The following is a 23573-nucleotide window of genomic DNA, read 5'->3' as shown; positions in this document are numbered from 1 at the left end:
GCCGGTCCCGGCGCAATTTCGGGAAAGGTGCCCGAACCTGTTCCCCCGGACACAGGCGCTCCGGGGCAGGCTCGCGCAGCGAAGAGAGGGCGGATGAGGGGTAGGCTGAGCAGATACAAGGAAGGATCCCCGTGCCTCATTCCTTGCGGCTCAGGTTTTCGAGATGCTTCCCCAGGCTCCTCGCCACGGCGTCGATCAGCTCGATTTCCCGCCCGGTGCAAACCGTTTCCTTGGCGCCGGCTTGGATCTCCCCGATCGCGATTCCGGCGGCGGTGATCGGCGTCGTATGGGCGGGATCGGGCAAAGGCGCTGAGAATTCGTCGAGCGGAATCGCCGTTCCCGGAAAGTAGGTATAGCCCGCCTTCACCCTCGCCGCCGGCGGCGCGGTCCCGGTCCGGGATCGGGCGTCCGGCACGGACGGCAGCACGCGCGGGAAGAGCGATTTAATCCGCTGGAGCAGGGGTTTTTGGGGCGACATAAGGCAGCAATTCCTCGGCCAACTGGCGGTATTGGGCCGCGCCCCGGCTGTGCGGGGCGTGGACGGTGACGGGGATCCCGGCGGCCTGGGCTTCGCGGATCTTCGTGTCGAATCCGATCACGGTGGAAAGGATTCCTTCCCCGAAGCACTCCCGCAATTGTTCGAGCATGGTCGCGTGGAAGGTCCCGCGCCGGTCGAACATCGTCACCAGGATGCGGTAAACCAGTGCCGGATTGGTCCGCTGGCGGATGTCGTGGACCAGTTCGAACAGGTCCTTGAGCGCTTGGATCGAATAGTACTCGCATTGGGTGGGGATGATCATCAGGTCCGCCGCCGTCAGGGCGTTGACCGTGAGGGGGCCGACCGACGGCGGGCAGTCGATCAGCACGACGGCGTACTCTTTCAAGGCATCTTGCCGCAAGGCGCGGCGGAGGAGGAATTCGTGGTTCGGGAATTGGTACAGCCTGCGGTCCAGGCCGAGTTGCGCGCCGTTCGACGGGATCACGTCGAGCCCCGGCAGGCCGCTGGCGAAGACCGCTTGTGCCGGGGAAGCCTCTCCCGCCATCACCTCCGTGATGGTGACGGGGGATGCGTCCGGCTCCAGCCCGAGGTTGTTGGTGAGGTTGGCTTGCGGGTCGAGATCGACAACCAGGCTCCGGCTTCCCAGTTCGGCGAAGCACCCTCCCAGGGCCAGGGCGGTGGTGGTCTTGCCCACTCCTCCTTTTTGATGGTAAACCGCCAAGACGCAAGCCATGCGATCCCTCGTCCCCGACTCATCTTCCCGTTGTTGTCCGCATCCCGGCTGACCGGGTGGTTAGGGGAGGCGGCCGCCGCCCGATCCGTCTCGCGAATCGGCCTTGCCGGAATCCGGCAGGTCGAACAGCACCACCCGCATCTCCCTGTGGTTCAAAGCGCGGCCGAGCTCGACCGCCGCCGTCCGCAAGGCGTCTTCCATCGTCGCCGTTTGTTCGATTTTTCGGCCGATGAGGTCGGCCGCTTCTTCGCTTTCCTCCGGCCGCGGAACGCCGGCCGGCGGGCGGGAGCAATGAACCGCGGCGGCCACCTGGCCGGCGATCGGTTGGAGCAGGTCGATATCCGCCTGAGTCAGGCCGTAGGCGATGTTCTGCCGGACGTACAAAACGCCGAGCACCTCGTCTCCCACGGCCAGCGGCACGGCGAGTTCCGATTTAACCTTGGGCGGCGGCGGATCCGGCCGCCCGCCGCGGTCCGAAGCGGTATCGGGGACCAGGACCGGGGCGTTGGATTCCGCGGCGCGCCCCGCCGGGCCCCGCCCTTTGGGAACCTTGTGTTCCCCGGCCTGCGATCCCGGAGCGGCTCCCCTGCTGTCGCCGGCCAGGATCAGGTGCTCGCCGGCCGCGTCGAGGAAATACATCTGCACCTGGAAGTAGTGGAAGGAATCGCGGACCTTCTCGACGACCTCCGCTGCCAGTTGCCTTTCCTCCAGCATGGCGGTGAGGCGGCTGACTTCGCGCAACGCGGCCAGGGCCTTGGTCTGGTCCGCCGAGCGGCGTTCCAGCGCGCCGATCCGCCCGCGCAGCACCCGGCACATGTGGTTGAAGGCACCGGCCAGGATTCCAACCTCATCGTCGGAGACGGCGGAAATCCGCGGCGCCAGGTCGCCGGTGGCGATCGCTTCGGCGGCCTCGGTCATGCCCTGCAGGGGCTGAACGATCCGGCGCGTGGTCCACAAACCCAGAAGGACGGCGGCGCATGCCGAGGCGGCGGTGGCAATCAGCGCGACCGTCAACACCGTTTGCAGCGAGATCGGCGCGGAGGCGAACCGGGTCAGCCCGGCCAACACGATCCCGGCCGCTAATTGGGGACCGACGGCCAAGCCGATGCAGGTCAGGAGGATTCGCCTGCGGATGTTCTGCCTCATGGAAATCCTTTTTTTCCCGCCGCCGTCGATTTTACTTCCGGGGCGAGTGTCTTGGCAACCGATTTGCGGCCAACGTATTCGCCGCTCCCTGGCTTGAGGCGGACGGCGGCGCGTTGATCCTTCCCGGGTCCGGCAAACTCTGCCCGGGCATCCGGATCGCAATCCGCCCGGCGTGCGGACGGATTGGCTTTAATTGGTGTTGCTAATAAAATTAACCCGAGGTGCGCGATGGAATCCCAAGCCTTCCCCGCCCGGGCCGGACAGCCGGCCGTCGCCGTCGACGTGGTGATCTTCCGACTGGAGCAGGACGCCTTGAAGGTCCTCCTCATCCGGCGTGCCTTTGCCCCGCACCGCGGCAAGTGGGCCCTGCCCGGTGGATTCGTCGGCATCGGCGAATCGCTGGAAGATGCCGCCCTGCGCGAAATGGAGGAGGAAACCGGAGTCCGAGACGTCTACCTCGAACAGCTCTACACCTTCGGCGATCCGGGCCGCGACCCGCGCGGACGGGTGGTCACGGTGGCGTATTTCGCGCTGCTCTCCAAAGATGTCGAGGTGCGCCCCGGGGAGGAAGCCGCCCGCGCGGCCTGGCATCCGGTGGACAGGGTCCCGGAGCTCGCCTTCGACCACGCTGACATCCTGGCCTACGCCCTCCGCCGGCTGCGCTACAAGCTGGAGTATTCCGCGGTCGGATTCGAACTCCTGCCGGACGAATTCACCCTCTCCGAACTGCAGAAAGCCTACGAGACCGTCCTGGCGGAAAAGCTGGACAAGCGCAACTTCCGCAGCCGGATCCTGGAGGCGGGAATTCTCGCCTCCACCCGGCGCTACCGCACCGCACCGGGGCAGGGCCGCCCGGCCCGCCTGTACCGCTACCGCCAGAGCGCCGGGAAAGAAACCAAAGCCCGGCGGCTGTTCCCGTAAGCGGGGCTGAAAGAGTCGGCCGGGGCGGGCGGCGCCGCCGGCGACGATTCGGCCCGTCCGGTCCGGATTGCGCTCCCTTGACAAACCCGGCCGGCCGGCTATAATTAGTGTATAAATAACACTATATCCTTCCGGGGCGGGGTCCGGATCCTCCAAGGAGGAATCATGCTGGGTTTCCGGTTCATCAAGGTTCAGCCGACGAACTACATCCTGCAATACGGCGGAGGCAGGCTGGTGCGGGAGGGGGCCGGACTGTCGTTCGTGTATTTCGCGCCGACCACCTCGCTGGTCCTGATCCCGCTCGAGGGCCAGGATGCCCCCTTCATCTTCAAGGAGGTGACGGCGGATTACCAGGAAGTGGACGTTCAGGGGCACGTCGCCTTCCGCGTCTCCGACCCCAAGCGGCTTTCGAAGCTCGCCAATTTCACCCTCGACTCCTCCGCCCGCCGCTACGTGTCCGAGGATCCGCTCCGCCTTTCGGAGCGGATCGTCAACCAGGTGCAGGTGTGGATCCGGTCCGGGATCAAAAGCCTGCCGCTTACCGAGGCACTCTTGGCCGCAGACACGCTGGCCCAGCGAATCCGCCAGAACCTGCAGGGCGCCGACCTGATCCAATCCATGGGGATCGAGGTGCTGGATCTGTCGATCCAGGCGATCCGGCCCACCCCCGAGACGGCCCGCGCGCTCGAGGCGGACATTCGCGAAAAACTCCTGCAGCGCGCGGACGAGGCGGTCTACGTGCGGCGCAACGCTGCGGTGGAGCAGGAGCGGGCGATCAAAGAAAGCGAATTGAACACCGAGATCGCCGTGGAAAACAAAAAGCGCCTGGTGCGCGAGGCCCAGATGGACGCCGAACGCGCGGTCCAGGAGAAGCGCCGCGAAATGCGCGAGATGGAACTGGCCACCCAGGTCGCCCTCGAGGGCAAGCGCAAGGAGTTGGTGGATCTTTCCGCCGAGAACACCCGCCGCGAAGCCGATGCGCGGGCCTACGGAATGGCCGCGGTGCTCAAGCCGCTGGCCGGATTGGATCCGGCGGTGGTGCAATCGCTGGCCAGCGTCGGGATGGAGCCCGGCCAGCTGGTCGCTCAGGCCTTCCGCCAGCTCGCCGAAAGCACCGAGAAGATCGGCCAGTTGAACATTTCCCCCGAGCTGCTGCGCGAACTGATGCGGAAAGGAAAGGCGAGGACCGCCGATGGACCGGACGACGGAGAATAAGATCGTCCTCGTCGTCCGCAAAACGCGGCTGGACGAGCTGATCGCCCGCCACAACACCCGCTCCCAGGCCCGCTTCACCGTGGAGCGCCTGGGGGCGGATTTCTCCGATTACGAGCGGGAACACCGGCGCTACCGGGAGACGGTCGAAGAAGCCTCGCGGATCCTCTCCGGGTTGGGCCGCCTGCAGGTCCTGGACCGGGCGTTTCTGCCGAACTTTCTCTTCGGCAGGGAGGACACCATAGTCGTCCTCGGTCAGGACGGCCTGGTCGCCAACACCCTCAAGTACCTGGAGAGCCAGCCGGTGATCGGCGTGAATCCCGACCCCGCCCGCTGGGACGGGGTCCTCCTGCCCTTTACCGTGCCGGATCTCGCCAAGGTCGTCCCCGAGGCGATGGGGGAACTGCGCCAAACCCGGTCGATCACCATGGCCCAGGCCCGCTTGAACAACGGGCAGATCCTCTATGCGGTGAACGATCTGTTCATCGGGCCGCGCTCGCACACTTCCCTGCGCTACGCCCTGCGCCACGGCGGCCGCGAGGAAACACAGTCTTCGAGCGGGATCATCGTCTCGACCGGCCTGGGCTCGACCGGCTGGCTGAAGAGCATCCTGGCCGGCGCGCAGGGAATCGTGCGGGGCGAAGGCAAGGGCCGCCGGCAGACCGAGGATTCGTCTTCCTTCCCGTGGAACGCGGAGTATCTGTACTACAGCGTCCGCGAGCCTTTTCCCAGCAAGACTTCGGGGGCCGAGTTAATCTTCGGAAAGATCACGCCGAAAAACGCGCTGGCCGTCGTTTCCCACACCCCGGACAGCGGCGTGATCTTCAGCGACGGGATCGAGAAGGATTTTCTGCAGTTCCCCTCCGGCATGGAAGCGCTGATCTCGGTTGCGGAGAGGGTCGGACGGTTGGTGGTGTAGCCAAACTGAAGCGGCAGGAACAATCCGGCTTTTTTAAACCCGGCAACCCCAGGGAATATTCCGGGTCGGTGGGGGATCCCGCCCGTTTCCTTCCAAACTCTTGCCACCCTCCCTGCGCCAAGGCCGCAAAAAAGGTAAGGGATTGGAGCTGAAGTGGGCGGGCGGCGGAATCTATACCGCCGGAGGCTGGTATACTGCCGGAAATTCGGCGCAGCCGCCGGGCGGTCCCCGCGAAACGGCCGGAGGAACCGGGGGAAATCCGATCGGGAGGGATGAAAGCAACGATGACATCCGCATCAAAATCATTTCCTGGAAGGGAACCCGCAATCAGGCTGGGGGTTTGGTCGTCGTTTCTGGCCGCCTTTTTTGCAAGCGCCTTCGCCGTGCTTGCGGTCCTGTTTTCTCCGCCGGAATGGGAGGGGATGGAAGCCTACGCCCGGGGGTTGAACTTTCTCCAAATGGCGAACATGGTCCCGGTCATTTTTCTCACTTTTACCATGGCGGCGGTCATGTCCTGCGTCCATTCCCTGGCGCCGGAATCGAAACGGGTTTTCAGCTTGGTCGCGGTCGCCCTCACCGCCGCGTACGCGGCGATCATCAGCACGAACTACTACCTTCAACTGTTCGTCGTCCGGCTCAACGCGGCCTCCGGCGAGTGGGAGGGCCTCTCCCTGCTGGCGATGCCGAACCTGCACTCGGCGTTTTTTGCGCTGGAAACGATCGGATACGCCTTTCTCAGCGTCGCGACGCTGTTTGTCGTCCCGGTGCTTCCGGACGGAAAACTGGAACAATGGATTAAGGCGTTTCTCATCCTCAGCGCTTCGCTGGGATTGTTCGGGGCCCTGGTTGCGCCGTTCGACCAGCCGGTGCTGATCTTTGCCGGCCTGGGGATCTGGTCGTTGACCTTCCCCGTGGCGATGGTTTTGCTCGGCTTCCACTTCCGGCGGATGATGGACGGAAGCTGAGGTTTTTTTTTTAAACGCGCCGCCGGAAAAGTCCGGCAGGGCGGCGCACTAGGCGGTACAGTCCAACCTGAATCCCGCCTCCGCTCCGCCCGGGCGGGCCGGGCCAAGCGTTCCCCTTTTTTTACGGAAGTAGATGGCGCCCGGATCTACGTAGGCCGCTCGCAGAGGCGTCCACGAAGGTTTTTTCAGAACCCGGCAACCGAAAGCGGGAAACCATGATCGATTTTTTCAAAGGCCTTAATCTCAATCTGCACGCGCCATCCCTGGTGATCCGGGCTTTGGCCTGTGCGAAACCGGAAGCGGGAAGCGCCTGGCCGTTATCGCCAAGCCCGGATCGGCCGTCCTGGGGCGGTTTGACGGCGAGGCTGCGGAGCACGGCGGCCGGACGCTGTTGTTCGGCCCGCTCAGCCCGCCCAACGCCGCCGCCCTGCGCGGGGAGTTGGAATGGCTGCGGCCGCGTCTGTGGGGGATCCGCACCTCGGCGGGCCTCGGCGACCGCTTGGGGCTGGCCACGCCCGGACACGTGCGCGCGGCGGGCGGAGAGATCGCCCCGATTTTCGCCCAGCAATCGATCCGCGAGATGCAGCGCACCGGACGCACGCCCCAGCAGGTGATGGACGACGCGACCTGGGGGATCTTCCAGGAAGGCTGGCGCGGCGGGACCGGCGCGGATGCGGACCACCTGAAGACGGCCGACGACATCGACGCCTGCCTGGCGGCGGGATTCGTCTTCTTCACCTTCGACCCCGGCGCCCACGTCGATCCATCCGCCGAAACGGCGGATTTGGGAGAACTGCGCGAGCGCGCGGAACGACTGCCGCCCGAACTGCAGCCGCGCGCGACCGGCCTGCTCGGCCAGACCGTCGACCTCGAAGGCTCGCTCCTGCGCTTCGACGAGGGGATCCTGCTCAAAGCGGCCGTGAAATACGGCCGGGCGGTGAATCACGTGGCCAAGTTGAGCCGCCATTTGGCGCGCGCCGCGGCCGGCCGGCCGTTTGAGGTGGAGGTTTCGGTGGACGAGACCGAACAACCCACCTCGGCCGCGGAGCACGTCTACATCGCCGAAGTGCTGCGCGCCCTGGGCGTGGCGTGGAGTCAGCCTCGCGCCGCGCTTCGTCGGGCGCTTCGAAAAGGGGGTCGACTACATCGGCGAGGCCGCGGCGCTGGAGGCGGACTTGGCGGTGCACGCCGCCGTCGCCCGGCGCTGCGGACCCTATAAGCTCAGCCTGCACTCCGGCTCCGACAAATTCGCCGTCTACCCGGCCGCGATGCGCCGGACGCGGGGATTGGTCCACCTGAAAACCGCCGGCACCAGCTACCTCAAGGCCCTGCGCACCGCCGCGGCGGCCGAGCCGGAATTCTTCCGGGAGATCTACGCCTTCGCGCGGGAGCGGTACGAGACCGACAAGGCCAGCTACCACGTCTCGGCCCGGCTTGGACGCGCGCCGACGGCGGAGGCGGCCGATCTGGCCGGCTTGTTGGACCACTTGGACGCGCGCCAGATCCTGCATGTGACCTTCGGCTCGGTGCTGACTGCGGAGCTGCCCTCCGGCGGCTTGCGGTTCAAGGACGCGCTGTTCGAACTCTTGTCGAAGCACTCCGAGGCGTACGCCGCCAACTTGGAGCGGCATTTCCTAAGGCACCTGAAGCCCTTTGCCGCGGAAAGAGGAACATAATCCGGAAACCGACCCGCCGGCGACAGCCGAAAGGTCGGCGGTGAATCGGAGCCGGATCGGGAAAAAAGAAAAGCGCGGGGCCCTGCGGCCCCGCGCTTTTGGTAACCGTTTCTCTGCCGGATATTACTTGACTGCCAGACGCTCGATCAGGGCCATCAAGGCTTACGCGGCCTCGTCGACCGTCATTTCTCCAAGCGCCACCGCCTGGCCGATCAGCCGCAGCTCGTTCACGAATTCCTGGTCGTTCGGCAGGTTCGGATCCTGCGGGATGGTGCGGTCGGCGATCGCGTTGTAGATCCGGTACACCGCCGCGTCGGTCTCGGTGGCTTGCGGAGCGATGGCCGTGCGCACCTCCGGCGAGCAGGGCACGCCGCGGTCGGTGCCGAGGACTGCGCCCGCGTCGGGGCAGGTGACGAAGAAGTTGAGGAACACCGCCGCCGCTTCCTTGTTCTGGCTGTCCTTGTTGATCCCCAGGTACTGACTCATCTGGATCGCGTAGGATTTCTCGCCGCCCTTGGGAAGCGTCGTCGCACCGAGTGCGTCGGTCATGGCCGCCTGATAGCTCGCCAGCTGGTTGCTCCAGATCAGGCCGACGGCCGCCTTGCCGGCCACGAGCGCGGAGTTGTCGGTCCCGGTCTCGGCGTAGGTCGCGGTGGTGTCCCCGTCGGGGATCAGCCCGTCGGCGCGCATATCCGCCCACAGCTGGAACCATTTCTTGGCGGAATCCAGCGTGGCGTAGGATTTGCCGCCCTCGTCGGAGGTCCACAGCGGAGTGCCTTCATGGCGGAGGTAGTAGCTCATGTAGTTGGCCGTGTTGGTGCTGTTGTCGACGAAGGGGAACACGCCCGCGGGCAGCTTCCCTTTGAGTTCCTCGCCGTAGGCGATGAACTCGTCCCAGGTCATGTTGTCCTTCGGCAACGCCACGCCCAGCCGCCCCATCTCACCTACCTGAGCCATATCCCCCGCTACCGCGACCGACGCTTCCTCAACACCCGGCTCCTGCGCTGGCAGCCGGAGACCATCCTCAACCTTCCGGAAGGGATCGGAATCTTGCCGTTCCGGATTCCCTCCTCGGCGGAGCTGATGCAATCGACGGTGGAAGCCCTGCGGCGGCACCGCATCGTCCTGTGGGCCAAACACGGCGTCATGGCGCGCTCCGACGTATCGGTCAAGCGCGTCGTGGACCGGATGGAATACGCCGAGACGGCGGCGAAATACGAGTTCCTCAACCTCTGCGCGGGCGAAGCTGCCGAAGGCCTGACGGTGGAGGAGATCCGCGCCGTCTGCGCCACGTTCGGCGTTGCGCAAACCATCTTTTGAAGGCCCCCATTACCGCACCGGAATTCGAAATCCAAAACGCGTACCGCATCGCCCGGGAGCGGTACGCCGCGCTGGGCGTGGACACCGAGCAGGCCCTCGCGCGGCTGGATCAGATCTCCCTCAGCCTGCACTGCTGGCAGGGCGACGACGTGGGCGGTTTCGAAAATCCGGGGGCCGAACTCGGCGGCGGGATCGCAGCCACCGGCAACTATCCGGGCAAGGCCCGCAACGCCGAGGAGCTGCGCCGGGATTTGGACCTGGTCTACAGCCTGCTGCCCGGCGCCCACCGCTTGAATCTGCATGCGATCTACCTGGAAACCGACCGCTCGGTGGCGCGCAACCAGATCCAGCCGCGCCACTTCGCGGCTTGGAAGGATTGGGCCAAAGCCCGCCGCCGCGGAGTCGATTTCAACCCAACCTGCTTTTCGCACCCCACCGCGACCCGGGCGTCCGCCCTTCTGGGTGGAGCATTGCATCGCCTGCCGGAAGATCGGCGAGTATTTCGGCCGCGAACTCGGAACCCCCGCGGTGACGAACATCTGGATTCCCGACGGGTACAAGGACACTCCGGCGGACCGCCTCTCCCCGCGCGAGCGGCTGCGGGATTCGCTGGATGCGGTGCTGGCCGAGGACATCGACCGGCGCCACAACCTGGATTCGGTCGAACCCAAATTGTTCGGACTCGGCTCGGAGAGCTACGTGGTGGGGTCGATGGAGTTTTACCTCGGCTACGCCCTGCGCCGCAACATCCTGCTGACGCTGGATTCCGGCCACTTCCACCCGACCGAGACGATCGCCGACAAAATCCCGTCCCTCCTGCTCTTTTTGGAGCGTCTGCTGCTGCACGTCAGCCGCGGCGTGCGCTGGGACAGCGACCACGTGGTGACCTGGGGCGACGACCTGCAGGCCATCGCCCAGGAGATCGTCCGCAGCGACGCGCTCGAGCGGATCCATATCGGCCTCGATTACTTCGACGCCAGCATCAACCGCATCGCCGCCTGGACGATCGGCGCGCGCAGCACGCTGCGCGCCCTGCTGGTGGCCTTGCTCGAGCCGCGCGGGCTGCTCGCCGGATTCGAAATCGAAGGCGATTTCACCGGCCGCTTGGTTCTCCAAGAAGAATTAAAATTCCTGCCTTTCGGCGCCGTCTGGAACGCCCACTGCCTCCGCAAAGGCGTCCCCCTCGGCCTGGCGGCGATGTCCGTCATCCGGGATTACGAACGGAAGGAACTGGCCAAGCGCTAGCGGCGGTCCTTCCGGGGTGCGCGGGAGGATGGCCCCCGCCGATTATTTCAAGCACGTCACCCTTCCGTGGGATTCCGCCGCCGAGAAGCTGGACGTCATCGAGCGCCCGCTCTTCGGAAACAGCGCCGAGGCGCTGCGCCCGGCGGAGATCGGCGCCTCCTGCCCCGACCGTTTCCTGCGAACCAAGATCAAGCCGCTCTTCGTGGATTAGGACCCCGGGCGAGTGCGCGCTTCTCCCCCGGCGTTTGTTATACTTGCCGCGGCCCGCAGGTTTGCAGGCCGGAGGCGGTTCCATGTACATGATCATGCTGGTCCTCGATGATCCCGACAAGCTGGATCAGGTGCTGACGGCCTGGCAGGCCGTCGGAATCCGCGGGGCGACGATCGTGGAGAGCACCGGAATCCAGCGCCTGAAGAGCAAGCAGGTTCCGATGCGCTACATCTTCTCGGCGCCCGGATTCACCGAGCAGGGGCACCTCACCCTGTTTGTGATCGTGCAGACCAGGAAGCTGGTGCAGGATTGCCTGCGGGCGACTCAGGAGGTGGTGACCGATCTGGAAGGCCCGAACACCGGGGTGTTTGCGGCCTGGCCGCTGGCGTTCGTCCGCGGCGTGCCCGCTAAGAAGCGGGAAGGTTGACATGGTTTGGATCACCTTCATCGTCACATCGATCCTGATCGTGATCGCCGCCCATTGGCTGGCGAAGTACGGCGACGTCATCGCCGTCCGCACCCGGCTGGGGGGGATGTTCATCGGGATGCTGCTGCTGGCCGGAGCCACCTCGCTGCCGGAAGTCCTCACCACGGTGAGTTCGCTGGCCCAGGGCGTCCCCAACCTGGCGGCCGGCAACCTGCTCGGCAGCAACATGTTCAACATGCTCCTGCTCGCGATCCTGGACCTTCTGCACCGCAAGGACCGGATTCTGCGCAAGGCGGCGTTGAAACACGCGCTCACCGGCAGCGTGACGATGTTCCTGATCAGCTTGGTGGTGTTCTTCATCCTGGCGGATATCGAGGTCCGCGTCGGCTGGATCGGCCTCGACAGCGTGGCCATTCTGCTGGCGTACGGGGTCGGCGTCTGGCTGATCCGCGCCAGTCAACCCCGCCGCGAGCTCCCCGGATCGGAGGAGCCGGCCGTGCCGGAGGGGACGCCATCTCTGCGGCGGGGGTTGATCGGATTCGGGATCGCCGCCTTGGCGCTGACGGCCGTCACGCCGCTGATGGTGGGGGCCAGCGCCGAGATTGCGGAGCTCACCGGCCTGGGGACGACCTTTGTCGGCACGACCCTGGTGGCGCTTGTCACCTCGCTGCCGGAGTTGGTGACGACCGTCGCCGCGGTCAGGATCGGCTCGGACGATATGGCGATCGGCAACCTGTTCGGCAGCAACATGTTCAACATGATGGCCGTCGGACTGACGGACGTGTTCTATCTGCAAGGCCGGTTCCTGGGAGTGATCGACCCGGCCTTCCTGCTGGTGGGAATGCTCGGCCTGCTGATGACGGGGCTGGGATTGATCGGGAATTTGGCGCGGCTGGAACGGCGCGTGTTCTACATCGAAATGGATGCGCTGGCGCTGATGCTGCTCTACATCGCCGGTTTGGTTTTCCTCTACAGCCGCGGCATCGCGCATTGAGGGATCGCCGGAAGAATCCGGCGCGGCCCCTGGAAGACGCCGACTGCGGAGCACGGATTCCCCGCTCCTGCAACACCACGCCCGGCCCTGGCCGGATTATGCGGTCGGCCGGATAACAGCCGTCGGACTTTTTCGACGGCCCGTCCTTTTCGGAGGTTTGATCCGAGCTGCCGGAATCAACCGGAAAGCAGCGCCGCGATTTTTGAACCCGCGGGAATCTGCGCCCGGGCGACGGCGAAAACCTGACCTCCCTTCAGGCACACCTGCACGGCCGCGAGTTCCAGCAGGTCCTCGGCCCCCTCTTCCCGACCGGAAAACAGCGTGTATTTGCCGGTTCCGGCGTCGAAAACCCCCCATTCCTGCCCCTGGGCGTCCATGAAAAGCGTTTCCACGCGTCCTTGAAAAGCCGCCGTCAAGACGGCCGGCAAATCCGCGCACGCGCGGGGATCCCCCGCGGCGGCTAAGCGCCGGTAGGCTAGGAAGGCTTCGCGCCGGCGCCGGGTGAAGACCGGCCGCACCGCCTCCCACGCCAGGAGGTGAAGCCGCCGGTCGGATATCCGGTCGGGATTGCCCACCGGCAGGACGGCAGTTAGGTGCGGGTAGGTGTTCGCTTTGCGGTAGATCGGCAGCAGATAATCCACCCCGGCCACGACCAGCGGCAGGCGGCTTCCGCGGAGGAGCGGAATCAAGCCGCGGTCCATGCGCCGGAAAAAGCGGAGAAGATCATCCTTGCGTTGTTCCATTCCCCCTCCCTGGCCGTGGAACACCGCGGCGCGCCTTCCCCGTCCGCCGAGGTCGCCGGTGCGCGTGTGCCACTGTATTTGTTTTCCGGAACCATCGGAAGATAGGGCGTCGGGCGGGGATCCGGGAATGGAATCGCCGGCGAGGGGCGACAATCCGTCGCGATTGCCCCAAAAAAACCGCCCGCCGTTCCGGCTGAGGGTCAGGAGGCAGAATTGGCCGTCCTCGTACAACAGCGGCAGCAGCGGGCGGATGTGAAACCGGCGCCCGACGGCCAAGGTGCGGGGCGGTCGAATTGGCAGACGGTAAACGCGCCGGACGGCGGGGGAAAGGAAAATCGCCAGGCCGTCGTTTTGATGGCGCCAGAATCCCGGAGTCCGGATCATCTCGCGCGCCGGATCGAGCGTTTCGGCCGCGTCGGAGGGGCGCATTCCCTCCGACCGCAGCTTGCGTTCGGCCGACCGGATCAGGTTCCTGAGGCGGATCGGATCCTGCTCCTTCTGCCGGCCGAAGCGGTGGGTGGGGGCGAACATCGAGACGCAAAGCCCTGCCTGAGGAGTCCGGGTTAGGGCGGGCAAATCCGATTTGGAAAACAGCATGGCTGATCCTCCCTGTGATTGTTGCGCCGGATCAATAGGAGCGCCCGGAGAAGCGGCCGGAACCCCGCCGCTTCTCCGGGTCCAAAGGCGGCCCGGCGACCGAAAAAGCACCGCTTTCGCCCGGCGCCGGACCCTGCGCGGGCGGCGCTTGCCTACGGCGCGCGGTTATCCGCCCCAGCCCCGGAGGCCTGTTCCGCGGATGTCGTCCGTCGATCGCCTTCCCAATCCATCCGCTCTCCGCAACGGCAGTTTCGGCCTTGTGAGCAATCCCGGCAGCAATACTCCCCGCCGCGGACGAGCATCGGGGACCATGTGATTTCCGCGCCGCACCCATCGCAAAAAACGGTGTCGTGGTATCGGATCATTGGCGCCTCCCAAGGAAACGGCATGCTTCCATCCCCCGTCCGGGACGGCGGAAGCCGGCCGGTCAGCCGGCCGGATGGGCCGCTTCGCCCATCAGTTGGGCGATCCGGCGGGAGAGGAAGCGCACGTCGAACGGTTTGAAGATCACGGCGTCCGGATGATATCTTCGCCGCCAGGCATCCTCCGGACGCCGGTCGACCGCGAGTATGACGGAACCCCTTCGACGCCCGGTTTGCCGTTTCCGGAACAATTCGATCATCGCGCCTTGCAGTTCCGGCTGTGTTTCCAGACTCATCAGGACAAGGATCTCCGGGCCCGTCCGTTCCAGGATTTCGCGGGCTTGCTCGAAACCCTCGGCCGGATAGATCCGCCAGCCGTTCGTTTTCAGGCAGATCGCCACCGCGTTCCTCAGTTCGGCGTCTGTTTCCACCAGGAGGATTCCGCCGTTCCGAGGGCCGGCTTCCGGTTTGGGCGTCGAAGGGGTTCCTGGTGCGGCCATCCCGTGTTTCCCGTTTCCGCCGCGCCGGTTGGCGGTTTCACCGGCGGACGACCCCGGTCGTGCGGTGCGCATGCGCCGTCTCCGTCCGCGTTCCTTGTCCTCTGCCATCCCCGGCCGAGGCTTTCATCCGGCCGTGGTGTCCGGGCGGAGGTTCTTGGCGCGCTCGTGAATCGAAGCGGCGGTGTGCTCCATCTTTTCGGCGATCTTGCTGCGGGCGCTTTCGAGGATCTTCCCGCTCGTGTTGCTGATCGAGCTCTCCAGCGATTCGCGCCCCTTGGCCAGGGCTTCATCCGCCTGGTCGCGGAAATCCGTCACCCGTCGTTTGATGTCCGCCTGCATTTCAGACCCGGATTTCGGCGCCAGGAGGATGCCGGCCAGCGCACCCGCCAAACCGCCCACAACGGATCCCAAAACGAATGCGCCGACCACCGGCAGGGAACTCTGATTGTTGGTCATGGTTTCTCCTTTCTTGAAAATGGGCTGATTCTTTAGAAAATTGCCTTGTTTCCACAATCCTAACTGAAAAATATCTCTAAAAAATCTCCAAGGTGCTAAAAAATCTTGCGAAATTCTCTCTAAAAGTGTAAATTGATTGCAGGCCTCCGAGCAGTGTTTTCATCGGCCTATTGATGCGGCGGGAAAAGGATGGGGGTGAAGCTTGCCGCGGACTGCGCCCGCAGGGGAACGACTGCTTCGTTTGGCAATCCTGGGGCGGCCTGAGTTCTCGGCGGGCGTATCCCCGACCCGGCCCGATCGGGGCCGGCACAAACCGGCTTGGATCCTTTTCCGGCGGGCTGGCAGGCGCCGTCCATTCCGGTTGCCGCGTCCGAGTAATCATGGAGAAAAAATGCCTGCGCATATTCGGCGGTCCCCTCTCCCGGCCGCGGTTCACGCAGGGCCGTAGCCGATGAAGAAGATGGCATCGCGGCGGAAAACGCCGCCGGCAGATACGCTGTACCGAGATTTTTTCGAGCTGTCCCCCGTGGCGAAGGCCGTCTTGGATTCCGGGGGCGCGTTGGCGCTGGTCAACCAGGCGTTTCTTCGGCGGTTTTGCCTCCGCCGGGAGGATGTCCGCGGAGGAGGTATTCCATTCGACGCCCTGTTTGAACAACCCGAGTCCGCCCGGGAGCTGATCGGCGAATTGCGCGGAGAGCGCATCATCCGCCGCCGGGAAATCCGGATGCGGGATGCGGAGGGGCAGACCCTCACGATGTTGGTGTACGGCCGGACCCGCCCCGGGGACAGCAAATTCGCCTTTGAATTCTCCTTCGTCAACATCACCCAGCAGAAAACGATCGAGCAAGCCCTGCGGCGGGACCGCGCCCGCCGGCGGGCGCTGATCGAAAGCATCGGCGCGGGGGTGTTCCTGATGGACCGGGAGGGGAACCTGACCGAGATCAACCGCGCGGCCGCCGGCTGGCTGGGGGTACCAGCGGAGGGAATGACCGGCCGATCCCAGGCGGATTTGTTCGCCCCGCTGATCGCCTCGGCCGAGGAACCCGGGGTGGTTCAACATCGTCTGCAGAGGGCGGCGTCGGCGGTGGAAGGCCGGCCGGTGGTGGAGGTCTCCCGCAGGGACCCTCCGCGCCGCATTCTGGAGATCGCTTTCTTCCCGGTCCGGGATCCGCACGGCGCGCGGATGGGCTGGGGAGGGCTGATCCAGGACGTGACCGAGGCGCGCGGCAGGCTGGCGTGGAAAGTCCGCCTGCTTTCGATCCTGGCCCAGGATATCCGCGCCCCGCTGGCGGCGTTGAAGGGGCATGCGACCGCGCTGTTGGCGAATTTCCGGCGATGGGACGACGCGATGGTGCAGGAATTCCTGGAGGTGATCAACCGCCGCACCGACGAACTGGTGCGGCATGCGGACCGGAGCCTGGCCCTGACCCGCATGGAAACCGACGGTCTGGGCTTGAAGCTGGAATCGGTCCGTCTGCCGGAGTTGATCCGCCAGGCCGTGGACCGGGCTTCGGAATCGCTGGAAGGCAGGCGGGTGACGGTCGAAGCTCCGGAGGATCTGCCGACGATCCGCGCCGACCCGGCCCGGCTGGAGGAGGTCCTGGTCATCCTGCTCGACAACGCCGTCCGGTATTCGCCGCCGGAGGCGCCGGTCCGCATCCGGGCGGAACCGGCGGGGGAGGCTTTGCGCGTGTCGGTGACGGATCAGGGGCCGGGGATCGACGCCCAACGCCGGAAGCTGCTGCTGGATAGAACGGACGCCGCGGATCCGGATCGGGCCGGGGGAATCGGACTGCACATCACCCGCAAATTCGTCGAAGCCCACGGCGGCCGGCTGGGCGTGGAGAGCCCGCCGGCTGGGCTGGACCGGGGAACGCGGTTTTTCTTCACCCTCCCGCTGATGCCGCCTCCGCCGGAGGCAGCGGGAGCGGCGCCGCCTCCGCCGCCGTCCGGGGAGGAGACCAAGCGGGTCCTGGTCGTCGAGGATCAGGCCGATTACCAAGCGCTGCTGCTTACGATCCTGAAGCGGGCCGGCTACGAGGCGGCGGCGGCGCCGGACGGCCCCGCGGCGATCGACATTCTGCGGACGTCGCCGCCGGACCTGATTCTGATGGAATGGACTCTGCCGGGGATGGACGGATTGAGCCTGTGCCGCAACATCCGCCGCCTGTCGGGCGTGCCGATCCTGGTCCTCACCTCCAAACTTTCCCAAGGGGATCTGGTGGCGGCGCTGGATACCGGAGCCGACGACTACGTGACCAAACCCTTCCAATCCGCGGAGCTTCTGGCGCGGATCCGCTCGCTGATTCGCCGCGGGGATTCCTTACCGGAGGAGGGGGCGGAACGCTTTGAGGAAAAGGGACTGACGGTCGAGTATGCCTCGCGCGAAGCTTGGAAATCCGGCAGGCGGCTCGACCTGACGCCGACCGAGTTCGATCTCTTGGCGTTCTTTTCGCGGAACCCCGGCCGGATCCTGGAATACGGTCAGTTGATGGAGCGCATCTTCGGCCCGGGCACGGTCCATACCCGCCACGATTTGTTCGTCCACATCAGCCGCCTGCGCAAAAAGATCGAGGCGGATCCGAAGCAGCCGGCCTTCATCCAAACCCGCTGGGGAACGGGCTACGTGTTCCTGCCCAGGCCGCGGAAGCGCTAGGGCCGGGGGCGTGATTCGGCGCACCGGCTTCGGCGCTTCACGCTCCCGCAGGATGGGGAATGCCCCTCTTCCCCTTCCGGGGGCGGGAGCAGCTCATTTGCCCCCGAATCGCACGCGGGAGTCACGCCCCGGGAAATCCTCGAACGCGGCCGCGTTTTTCCCGCTGTTTTTCACCGAGTACATCAACGCGTCGGCCTTTTTAATCAATTCTTCGGAAGCGGCCGAGGCCCGGCGGCAGGTTAACGCCCCTATGGAAAATGTCACCGGCCAATGATGTTTTTCCATTTCATTCCGCAGGGCGGCTTGGATTTTCGCTACGGTTTTTTTCGATCCGGCGCGGTCCGTCTCGGGCAGGAGCAGGAGGAATTCATCCCCGCCAATCCTGGCCATCAGGTCCGTCTTCCGCAATTGACCCGATCCGCGGCGGACCACCGCCCGCAGGATGTCGTCCCCGACCCGGTGTCCTAGGGCGTCGTTGGCGGCTTTGAATCCGTCGAGGTCGATGTACACAATGGTGAACGACCGCCGGCTGCGCTGGGAGCGCCACAATTCCCTGTCCATCGCTTCGATCACGTGGCGGCGGTTCGCCGCGCCGGTTAGGGGGTCGGTCCGCGCCAGTTCCCTTTCATGCTCCAGCGCCTTCAGGGCCGGCAGCAGCACCGCCACCAGCACGAAGAAGCCCAGGCGGATGACCGCATTCCAATAGCGGATGGGGGGCGGCGAATAGACCTGGCCGCCGGCGGCGTCGGCGGCGAACCACACCGCCGCGCTGAACGCACTGAATGTCAGGCCCCAATTCCTGCCGCAAAACCAAGTTACGGTGGCGATGGGGAGGATGTAGAACAGGGAGAAAGAAAGCCGGTTGCCGGTGAGTGCGTCCGCGGCGCCGACGCCCAGGACGAAGACAACCCCCACTCCGATCCAAAATGCGGACCTCCGTTTTTCAAGCCAGGCGATGATCTTCATGGTTTTCTCTGCGCTGCGAGGCGGACCCGGCCGCGGAACGCCGGAGGCGGCTGCTCAAGAGGCCGAACGGAGGCCGAGGGGATCGTCGCGTTCCGGATCGGCGGGTTCGGGCTGTGGAACGGAGCGCGATCCTCAGAACAGCGCGGTCAGCGCCTTCGCGCTTTCGTGCTCGCACAGCGCGGTGACGACGTCGCCTTCCTGCAGGCGGGTGTCGCCGTGCGGGATGACCAATCCGCGCCCGCGGCGGATCGACACCAGCACCGCTTCGCGGGGCAGGGCCAGCTCGGCGATCCGCTTGCCCAACGCCGGCGATCCGGCGCCGACGGCGAAGTCGATGAACCCGGCGGCGGTGCGCTCGAATTTTCGCGCCACCTCCGAGCGGTTGCGCAGCTCCTCGCGGCGCGCCACGCCCACCTCGTAGGCGCGGACGATGTCGTTGCGCCGCACCACCCCCATCAGCCGCCGCGGATCGTCCCGCGCCACCACCGGCAGCCGCGAAAGGTCGCGCGGCGCCATCCGCTGCAGGGCGGTCCCGACCGAATCGTCCGGAAACACCGTGACCAGGTCGGTCGAGGCGATCTCGCCCGCGGTCAGCTGTTCCGCCCGCTCGGGCGAGCCGGCGATCCGGCTGCGGTAATCCTCCAACGAGACCACGCCGAACAGCGCTCCGTCCGGATGGACCACGGGGAAGCCGTGGCGGCCGGTGCGGATGAACTCCTCCGCCAGCCGGCCGGCGGGCAGGGCGGCCGGCACGGTGAACGGATCGCGGACCATTACTTCGTCCACCCGGACCGCCTCCATCACGTCGATGTCCTTTCCTCGGCGGAGGCGAATTCCGCGGCGGGTGAGTTTCAGCGTGTAGATGGATTCCGGATGCAGTTTTTCGGCCGCGATCAGGCTTACGATCACGCCGGCCATCAGCGGAACGATCATCCGGTAATCGTTGGTCATTTCGAAGACGATCACGATCGCGGTGAAGGGCGCCCGCGCCGCGCCGGCGAAGACCGCCGCCATCCCCACCACGGCGAAGGCGCCCGCCCCGGCGGTCGCCCCGGGCGCCAGACGCTCCACCGCCAGGCCGAACGCCCCGCCCAGCACCGCTCCGGTGAACAGCGAGGGGGCGAACACGCCGCCGGAATTCCCGGAGCCGAGGGTCAGCGACGTGGCCAGCGGTTTGAGCAGGGCCAAAGCCAGCAGCACGCCCAGCGGGAGCTGGGCGGTCAGCGATTGCTCGATGACGGAAAATCCCGATCCGAAGATCTGGGGAAGGTTGGCGGATGTCAGCGGCCCCGAAGGGAGTTCGGAGGCGGGCGCGCCGGCGGCGCGCAGGACGAGCGGATATGCCAGCGCCAGCGCGCCCAGCAACCCTCCGCCGACGGCGGGTTTCAACCAATCCGGGAACCGCCAGCCGTCGAAACGATCCTCGAACCAGTAGAGCAGGCGGATGAAGAAGACGGCGCAGACCGCCGAGAGCACCCCGAGCAGGACGTACAGAAGAATTTCCCAAGGCGAGCGCACGCCGTAGTTGGGAATGGCGAACGCCGGGCGGTCTCCGAGGAAGATCCGCCCGAGGGTGGCGGCCGTGACGGAGGAGACCACCACGTTCCCCAAGTCGCCGAGGTGCAGTTCGCCCAGGATGATCTCCATCGCGAACAGCACGCCGGCGATCGGCGCGTTGAACGTGGCTGCGATTCCGGCCGCCGCACCGCAGGCGACCAGGTTGCGGATCCGGTTTTCGCTCAGGCCGAGCCACTGCCCGATGCTGGATCCCAGCGCCGCGCCCACCTGGACGATCGGCCCCTCGCGCCCGGCCGACCCGCCGCTGCCCAGGCACAGCGCCGAAGCCGCCAGCTTGGCCAAAACGACCCGCGGGCGAATGCGGCCGCCGCGCAGGGCGATCGCCTGCATCACTTCCGGAACGCCGTGCCCTTTGGCTTCCTTGGCGAGGAAGGCGATGATCGGACCGGCGGCCAACCCGCCGAGCACGGGCACGAGCGCCGCCCATCCCCCGCCCAGCCCGCCGAACCAATCCGCGCCGGAGTCGAAGAACAGGCTTTGGACCGCCGCGATCAGGCGGATGAACAGCACCGCTCCCAGTCCGGTGCCCCCGCCGACGGCGACGGCCGTCGCCAACAAAATCGCCGTCTCCGACGGGCGGAGACGGTCGAGGGCGGCTTCCAGCGGATTTCTCGGGTTGCGCATTTCGGAGGGATTCCTTCCGGAATATGGCGATCCCGTTTTATACCACACCGCCTCCGGCAGTCCGCGGCCGTATCGCCGCCGAATGCCGTCGGCCGCGGGTGATGCAAACCCCCGGGGCGGATCAGCCGCCTGGGGTGGGCCTTTTCATGTTCGGCTAGAAAACGACCCGCGTCCGGCGCCGCATCGCGTCCGGACTGCTGTTTCCCACGTACAGCGTATACGATTTGTCGAGCGCCCATTGGCCGGTTAGCGGATTGTAGAATTTCAAATCCTCCTTGTCGATCCGCAGGCTGATCCGTTTCGACCGGCCGGCTTTCACCTCCACGCGTTGAAAGGCCTTGAGCAGCTTCACCGGCCGGTCCTGTCCGGCTCCGTCGGATCCGGCGTAGACCTGGACCACCTCGGTCCCGTCGCGCGATCCGGTGTTTTTCACCTCGACGCTCAGGAGGACCGCCGCCTTTTCCTTGACGGCGGCCGGTTTGCCGATCTGGAAGGTCGTGTAGTTAAGCCCGAAGCCGAACGGGAAGGCGGGTTCGATACCTTTTTTATCGAACAGCGTGTAGCCGTGGTAATACCCGTATTCGATCTCATACGGCTGCTGCCCGATTTCGAGGAATGGGGGATAGTCCGCCTCGTCCTTGGCCACCGTGAACGGCAGTTTGCCGCTCGGATTGACCTTGCCGCTAAGAATGTTGGCTAAGGCGGTTCCACCTTCCACCCCGCTGTAATAATTCATCAGGATTGCATCGGCGGACGCTTTCCATTCTTCGACGATCACGGCGCAGCCGGCGAACAGCACGACGACCACCTTGCGGCCCGCGGCCTTCAAGCCGCGGATCAGCGCCGTTTCCCCGGCCGACAGGCGCAGGCTGGCGCGGTCACCGCCGGCGCCGGCCTGCTTGCGCTTCAGGCCGTAGCGGGTGTTGGAGACGTATTCGCCTTCCTGCGAGCTGTCGCTCCCGGCGCAGACCACGACCGTCCGGGATTCCTCCGACGCCGCCAGCGCTTCCTGCAGGTTGATCCCCTGCGAAAGATTGACCCGCGCAAAGGCATCCTTCAGCCCGGCGTACGGCGTGACGACGCCGGCGCTGTACACGCGGCTGCTGCCGTTGTCGCCGACGTTTTCCCGGTCGGCATAGTTGCCGGCGACGGTCAGCGGCGTATCCGCGGGCAGCGGCAGCAGGCCGTTGTTCTGCAGGAGCACGATCCCCTTTTCCGCCGTCTCGCGCGCCAGCGCCCGATGGCTAGCGGAAGCCACCACGCTCTTTTCCCTGGGCTGGATGTTGGGGACGCTCCGGATCAGGACGGAGAGGATGTTGCCCGCCGCGCGGTCGACATGGGTGACGTTCAGCCGGCCGTCGCGGAGCATCGCGCCGATCTTGCGGTAGTGGATGGTGAACATCATCTCGATGTCGCACCCGGCGCGCAGCGAATGCTCCGCGTCGTGCACGCCCCAGACGAAATCCGACATAACGAAGCCGTCGAAGCCCCACTCCCGGCGCAGGATGTCGGTCAGTAGCTTGCGGTTTTCACAGCAGTAAAACTCGTCGAAGCGGTTGTAGGCGCCCATGATCGAAAGGGCTCCGGCCTCGACGCATTTCCGGAAGTGCGGCAGGTAGACCTCGTGCAACGTGCGGTCGTCGGCGGTCACGTTGATGTGGAATCGCAGGTCCTCGATGCTGTTGAGGGCGAAGTGCTTAGGGCAGGCGATCATTCCCTCCTCCTGGACCGAGCGGGTGAGGGCGGCGCCCATCTTCCCAAGGAGGAACGGATCCTCCCCGTAGCTCTCCTGGCTCCTTCCCCCGCGCGGGTTGCGGACCAGGTTGATGCAGATCCCGGCGAAGAAATTCGCCCCCTGGGCGATTGCTTCCGCGGCGATCAGCTTGCCGGCGCGGTATTCCAACCCGTCGTCGAAGGCGGAGGCGCGGCACATGGCGGCGGGCAGGCAGGTGCTGTTCCCCAACACGACCCCCCGCGGTCCATCGGTGAACAGAACCGGCGGGATGCCAAGCCGCTTGCAGCCGCCGGCCGGGATGGGCTCATAGTTGTAGAACCGTGAATGAAGCAGGCGGTTCTTGAAGGACATGATCACGCCGCGGCCGGAGAGCAGGTAAATCTTCTCCCGCAGCGTCATCTCCGCCAGCAGCGCGTCCACCTGCCGGCGGAGGTTTTCCTTGGTTTTTTTGTCGCGATAATTCTTTACTGCGGTGGCAAAGTCCATGGCATCCTCCGAATGGGGTTGTCGGTCAGGAGTGTACTCCCTTTTCAACGGGGAGAACAGTACACAAAAGGCGCAACAGGGAACAAAAAAAGCACAAGAGCAAAAATACAATAACCTTCTTGTGGCTTTTGTGCTTCTTGTGCCCCGGTTATTTCTCTTTCACGCCCGGTACGGCGGCACAAAAAACACAAGGAGGAACACGGAAGGCACAAAAAATGTAAATCCTTCTTTTGCATTTTGTGCTTCTTGTGTCCCGGTTTATTCTCTTTCGCACCCGGTACACAAAAAAACACAAGGAGGAACACGGAAGGCGCAAGGAGAATATTTTTTTAATTCGTCGTGCGCATTTTGTGGTCCGATTTGCTTTGTAATGCCCGCCGCCATAGGTAATAATTTTTGCAACTGCTCAGGCGGCTTATTTCGACAGAATAATTTCAGCAAAACATCACCGGTGTTATAGGTTTTGTCCGTCACCCCGGCGCGGCGCCCCCGCGCCCGCCCTCGCGAAGCAGGGGTCCAGTATTTAGTGAAATTTTTCTGGATGCCGGCTAATTTCACCCCCGGCAAAGAACGCGCCGAGGGCGGGCGCCGGCATGACGATC

General features: G+C 65.4%; 21 protein-coding genes and 2 pseudogenes. 12 read left to right on the top strand and 11 right to left on the bottom strand.

What is annotated here, in order from left to right; genetic code table 11:
• Positions 1 to 136: 136 nt before the first annotated feature.
• From JW929_01250 to JW929_01240, 3 genes are read right to left on the bottom strand one after another with little or no spacing between them, the layout of a single operon-like run.
• A complete protein-coding gene (locus JW929_01250; GenBank protein MBN1438007.1) occupies positions 137 to 478 on the bottom strand; it encodes a hypothetical protein in 342 nt (113 codons plus the stop codon).
• The gene (locus JW929_01245; protein ID MBN1438006.1) at positions 444 to 1232 is read right to left on the bottom strand and encodes a ParA family protein; all 789 of its coding nucleotides are present in this window, start codon (positions 1230 to 1232) and stop codon (positions 444 to 446) included. Before JW929_01245 ends, JW929_01250 begins: the two co-directional genes overlap by 35 nt.
• Before the next feature lie 60 nt (positions 1233 to 1292).
• Positions 1293 to 2378 (bottom strand): GAF domain-containing protein, encoded by a 1086-nt coding sequence (locus tag JW929_01240; GenBank protein MBN1438005.1) that lies wholly within the window; start codon positions 2376 to 2378, stop codon positions 1293 to 1295.
• Positions 2379 to 2606: 228 nt separating this feature from the next.
• Here JW929_01240 and JW929_01235 point away from each other — a divergent pair, with 228 nt between their 5' ends.
• The 6 genes and pseudogenes from JW929_01235 to JW929_01210 all read left to right on the top strand — a co-directional run bounded on the left by JW929_01235 (position 2607) and on the right by JW929_01210 (position 8071).
• Positions 2607 to 3299: an NUDIX hydrolase gene (locus JW929_01235; GenBank protein ID MBN1438004.1), complete on the top strand. Its 693-nt coding sequence runs from the start codon at positions 2607 to 2609 to the stop codon at positions 3297 to 3299.
• Positions 3300 to 3464: 165 nt separating this feature from the next.
• Positions 3465 to 4514 carry a hypothetical protein gene (locus tag JW929_01230; protein MBN1438003.1) on the top strand — a complete coding sequence of 350 codons (1050 nt, stop codon included), beginning with the start codon at positions 3465 to 3467 and terminating at the stop codon, positions 4512 to 4514.
• Positions 4492 to 5430, top strand: a complete 939-nt coding sequence (locus tag JW929_01225) for a hypothetical protein (GenBank protein MBN1438002.1) — start codon at positions 4492 to 4494, stop codon at positions 5428 to 5430. Before JW929_01230 ends, JW929_01225 begins: the two co-directional genes overlap by 23 nt.
• A 284-nt stretch (positions 5431 to 5714) precedes the next feature.
• The gene (locus JW929_01220; GenBank protein ID MBN1438001.1) at positions 5715 to 6395 is read left to right on the top strand and encodes a hypothetical protein; all 681 of its coding nucleotides are present in this window, start codon (positions 5715 to 5717) and stop codon (positions 6393 to 6395) included.
• A gap of 259 nt (positions 6396 to 6654) precedes the next feature.
• Positions 6655 to 7488, top strand: a pseudogene (locus tag JW929_01215) (hypothetical protein).
• Positions 7391 to 8071: a hypothetical protein gene (locus JW929_01210; protein ID MBN1438000.1), complete on the top strand. Its 681-nt coding sequence runs from the start codon at positions 7391 to 7393 to the stop codon at positions 8069 to 8071. Before JW929_01215 ends, JW929_01210 begins: the two are co-directional and overlap by 98 nt.
• A gap of 162 nt (positions 8072 to 8233) precedes the next feature.
• Here JW929_01210 and JW929_01205 read toward each other — a convergent pair whose 3' ends face one another.
• Positions 8234 to 8974: an extracellular solute-binding protein gene (locus tag JW929_01205; GenBank protein MBN1437999.1), complete on the bottom strand. Its 741-nt coding sequence runs from the start codon at positions 8972 to 8974 to the stop codon at positions 8234 to 8236.
• Between the two features lie 147 nt (positions 8975 to 9121).
• Here JW929_01205 and JW929_01200 point away from each other — a divergent pair, with 147 nt between their 5' ends.
• The 5 genes and pseudogenes from JW929_01200 to JW929_01180 all read left to right on the top strand — a co-directional run bounded on the left by JW929_01200 (position 9122) and on the right by JW929_01180 (position 12268).
• On the top strand, positions 9122 to 9391 hold the full coding sequence (locus JW929_01200; GenBank protein MBN1437998.1) for a class II aldolase/adducin family protein: 270 nt from the start codon (positions 9122 to 9124) through the stop codon (positions 9389 to 9391).
• Between the two features lie 29 nt (positions 9392 to 9420).
• Positions 9421 to 10636 (top strand): annotated as a pseudogene (locus JW929_01195) (L-rhamnose isomerase).
• 28 nt (positions 10637 to 10664) lie between these two features.
• Positions 10665 to 10847 (top strand): hypothetical protein, encoded by a 183-nt coding sequence (locus tag JW929_01190; protein ID MBN1437997.1) that lies wholly within the window; start codon positions 10665 to 10667, stop codon positions 10845 to 10847.
• 82 nt (positions 10848 to 10929) lie between these two features.
• A complete protein-coding gene (locus JW929_01185) occupies positions 10930 to 11274 on the top strand; it encodes a hypothetical protein (GenBank protein ID MBN1437996.1) in 345 nt (114 codons plus the stop codon).
• A 1-nt stretch (position 11275) separates the two neighbouring features.
• Positions 11276 to 12268: a sodium:calcium antiporter gene (locus tag JW929_01180; GenBank protein MBN1437995.1), complete on the top strand. Its 993-nt coding sequence runs from the start codon at positions 11276 to 11278 to the stop codon at positions 12266 to 12268.
• 176 nt (positions 12269 to 12444) lie between these two features.
• Here JW929_01180 and JW929_01175 read toward each other — a convergent pair whose 3' ends face one another.
• The 3 genes from JW929_01175 to JW929_01165 form a co-directional block, all read right to left on the bottom strand.
• The gene (locus JW929_01175) at positions 12445 to 13608 is read right to left on the bottom strand and encodes a hypothetical protein (GenBank protein MBN1437994.1); all 1164 of its coding nucleotides are present in this window, start codon (positions 13606 to 13608) and stop codon (positions 12445 to 12447) included.
• Between the two features lie 427 nt (positions 13609 to 14035).
• A complete protein-coding gene (locus tag JW929_01170) occupies positions 14036 to 14542 on the bottom strand; it encodes a hypothetical protein (GenBank protein MBN1437993.1) in 507 nt (168 codons plus the stop codon).
• A 51-nt stretch (positions 14543 to 14593) separates the two neighbouring features.
• Positions 14594 to 14926, bottom strand: coding sequence for a YtxH domain-containing protein (locus tag JW929_01165; protein MBN1437992.1), 333 nt, complete (start codon positions 14924 to 14926; stop codon positions 14594 to 14596).
• A 451-nt stretch (positions 14927 to 15377) separates the two neighbouring features.
• Between JW929_01165 and JW929_01160 the strand changes: the two genes are divergently transcribed.
• Positions 15378 to 17582, top strand: coding sequence for a response regulator (locus JW929_01160; GenBank protein ID MBN1437991.1), 2205 nt, complete (start codon positions 15378 to 15380; stop codon positions 17580 to 17582).
• A 93-nt stretch (positions 17583 to 17675) separates the two neighbouring features.
• Here JW929_01160 and JW929_01155 read toward each other — a convergent pair whose 3' ends face one another.
• From JW929_01155 to JW929_01140, 4 genes are all read right to left on the bottom strand, one after another.
• Positions 17676 to 18548: a GGDEF domain-containing protein gene (locus tag JW929_01155; GenBank protein ID MBN1437990.1), complete on the bottom strand. Its 873-nt coding sequence runs from the start codon at positions 18546 to 18548 to the stop codon at positions 17676 to 17678.
• A 132-nt stretch (positions 18549 to 18680) separates the two neighbouring features.
• Entirely contained in the window at positions 18681 to 20750 is a 2070-nt protein-coding gene (locus tag JW929_01150; GenBank protein MBN1437989.1) for a chloride channel protein, read from the bottom strand.
• Between the two features lie 154 nt (positions 20751 to 20904).
• On the bottom strand, positions 20905 to 22971 hold the full coding sequence (locus tag JW929_01145) for a glycoside hydrolase family 3 C-terminal domain-containing protein (protein ID MBN1437988.1): 2067 nt from the start codon (positions 22969 to 22971) through the stop codon (positions 20905 to 20907).
• 258 nt (positions 22972 to 23229) lie between these two features.
• A partial coding sequence (locus JW929_01140; protein MBN1437987.1) for a hypothetical protein occupies positions 23230 to 23573 on the bottom strand: 344 nt, incomplete at its 5' end.

The sequence above is a fragment of the Anaerolineales bacterium genome (assembly GCA_016928575.1).
GTDB lineage: Bacteria > Chloroflexota > Anaerolineae > Anaerolineales > RBG-16-64-43 > JAFGKK01.
This window is presented reverse-complemented; position numbering and strand designations above follow the sequence as displayed.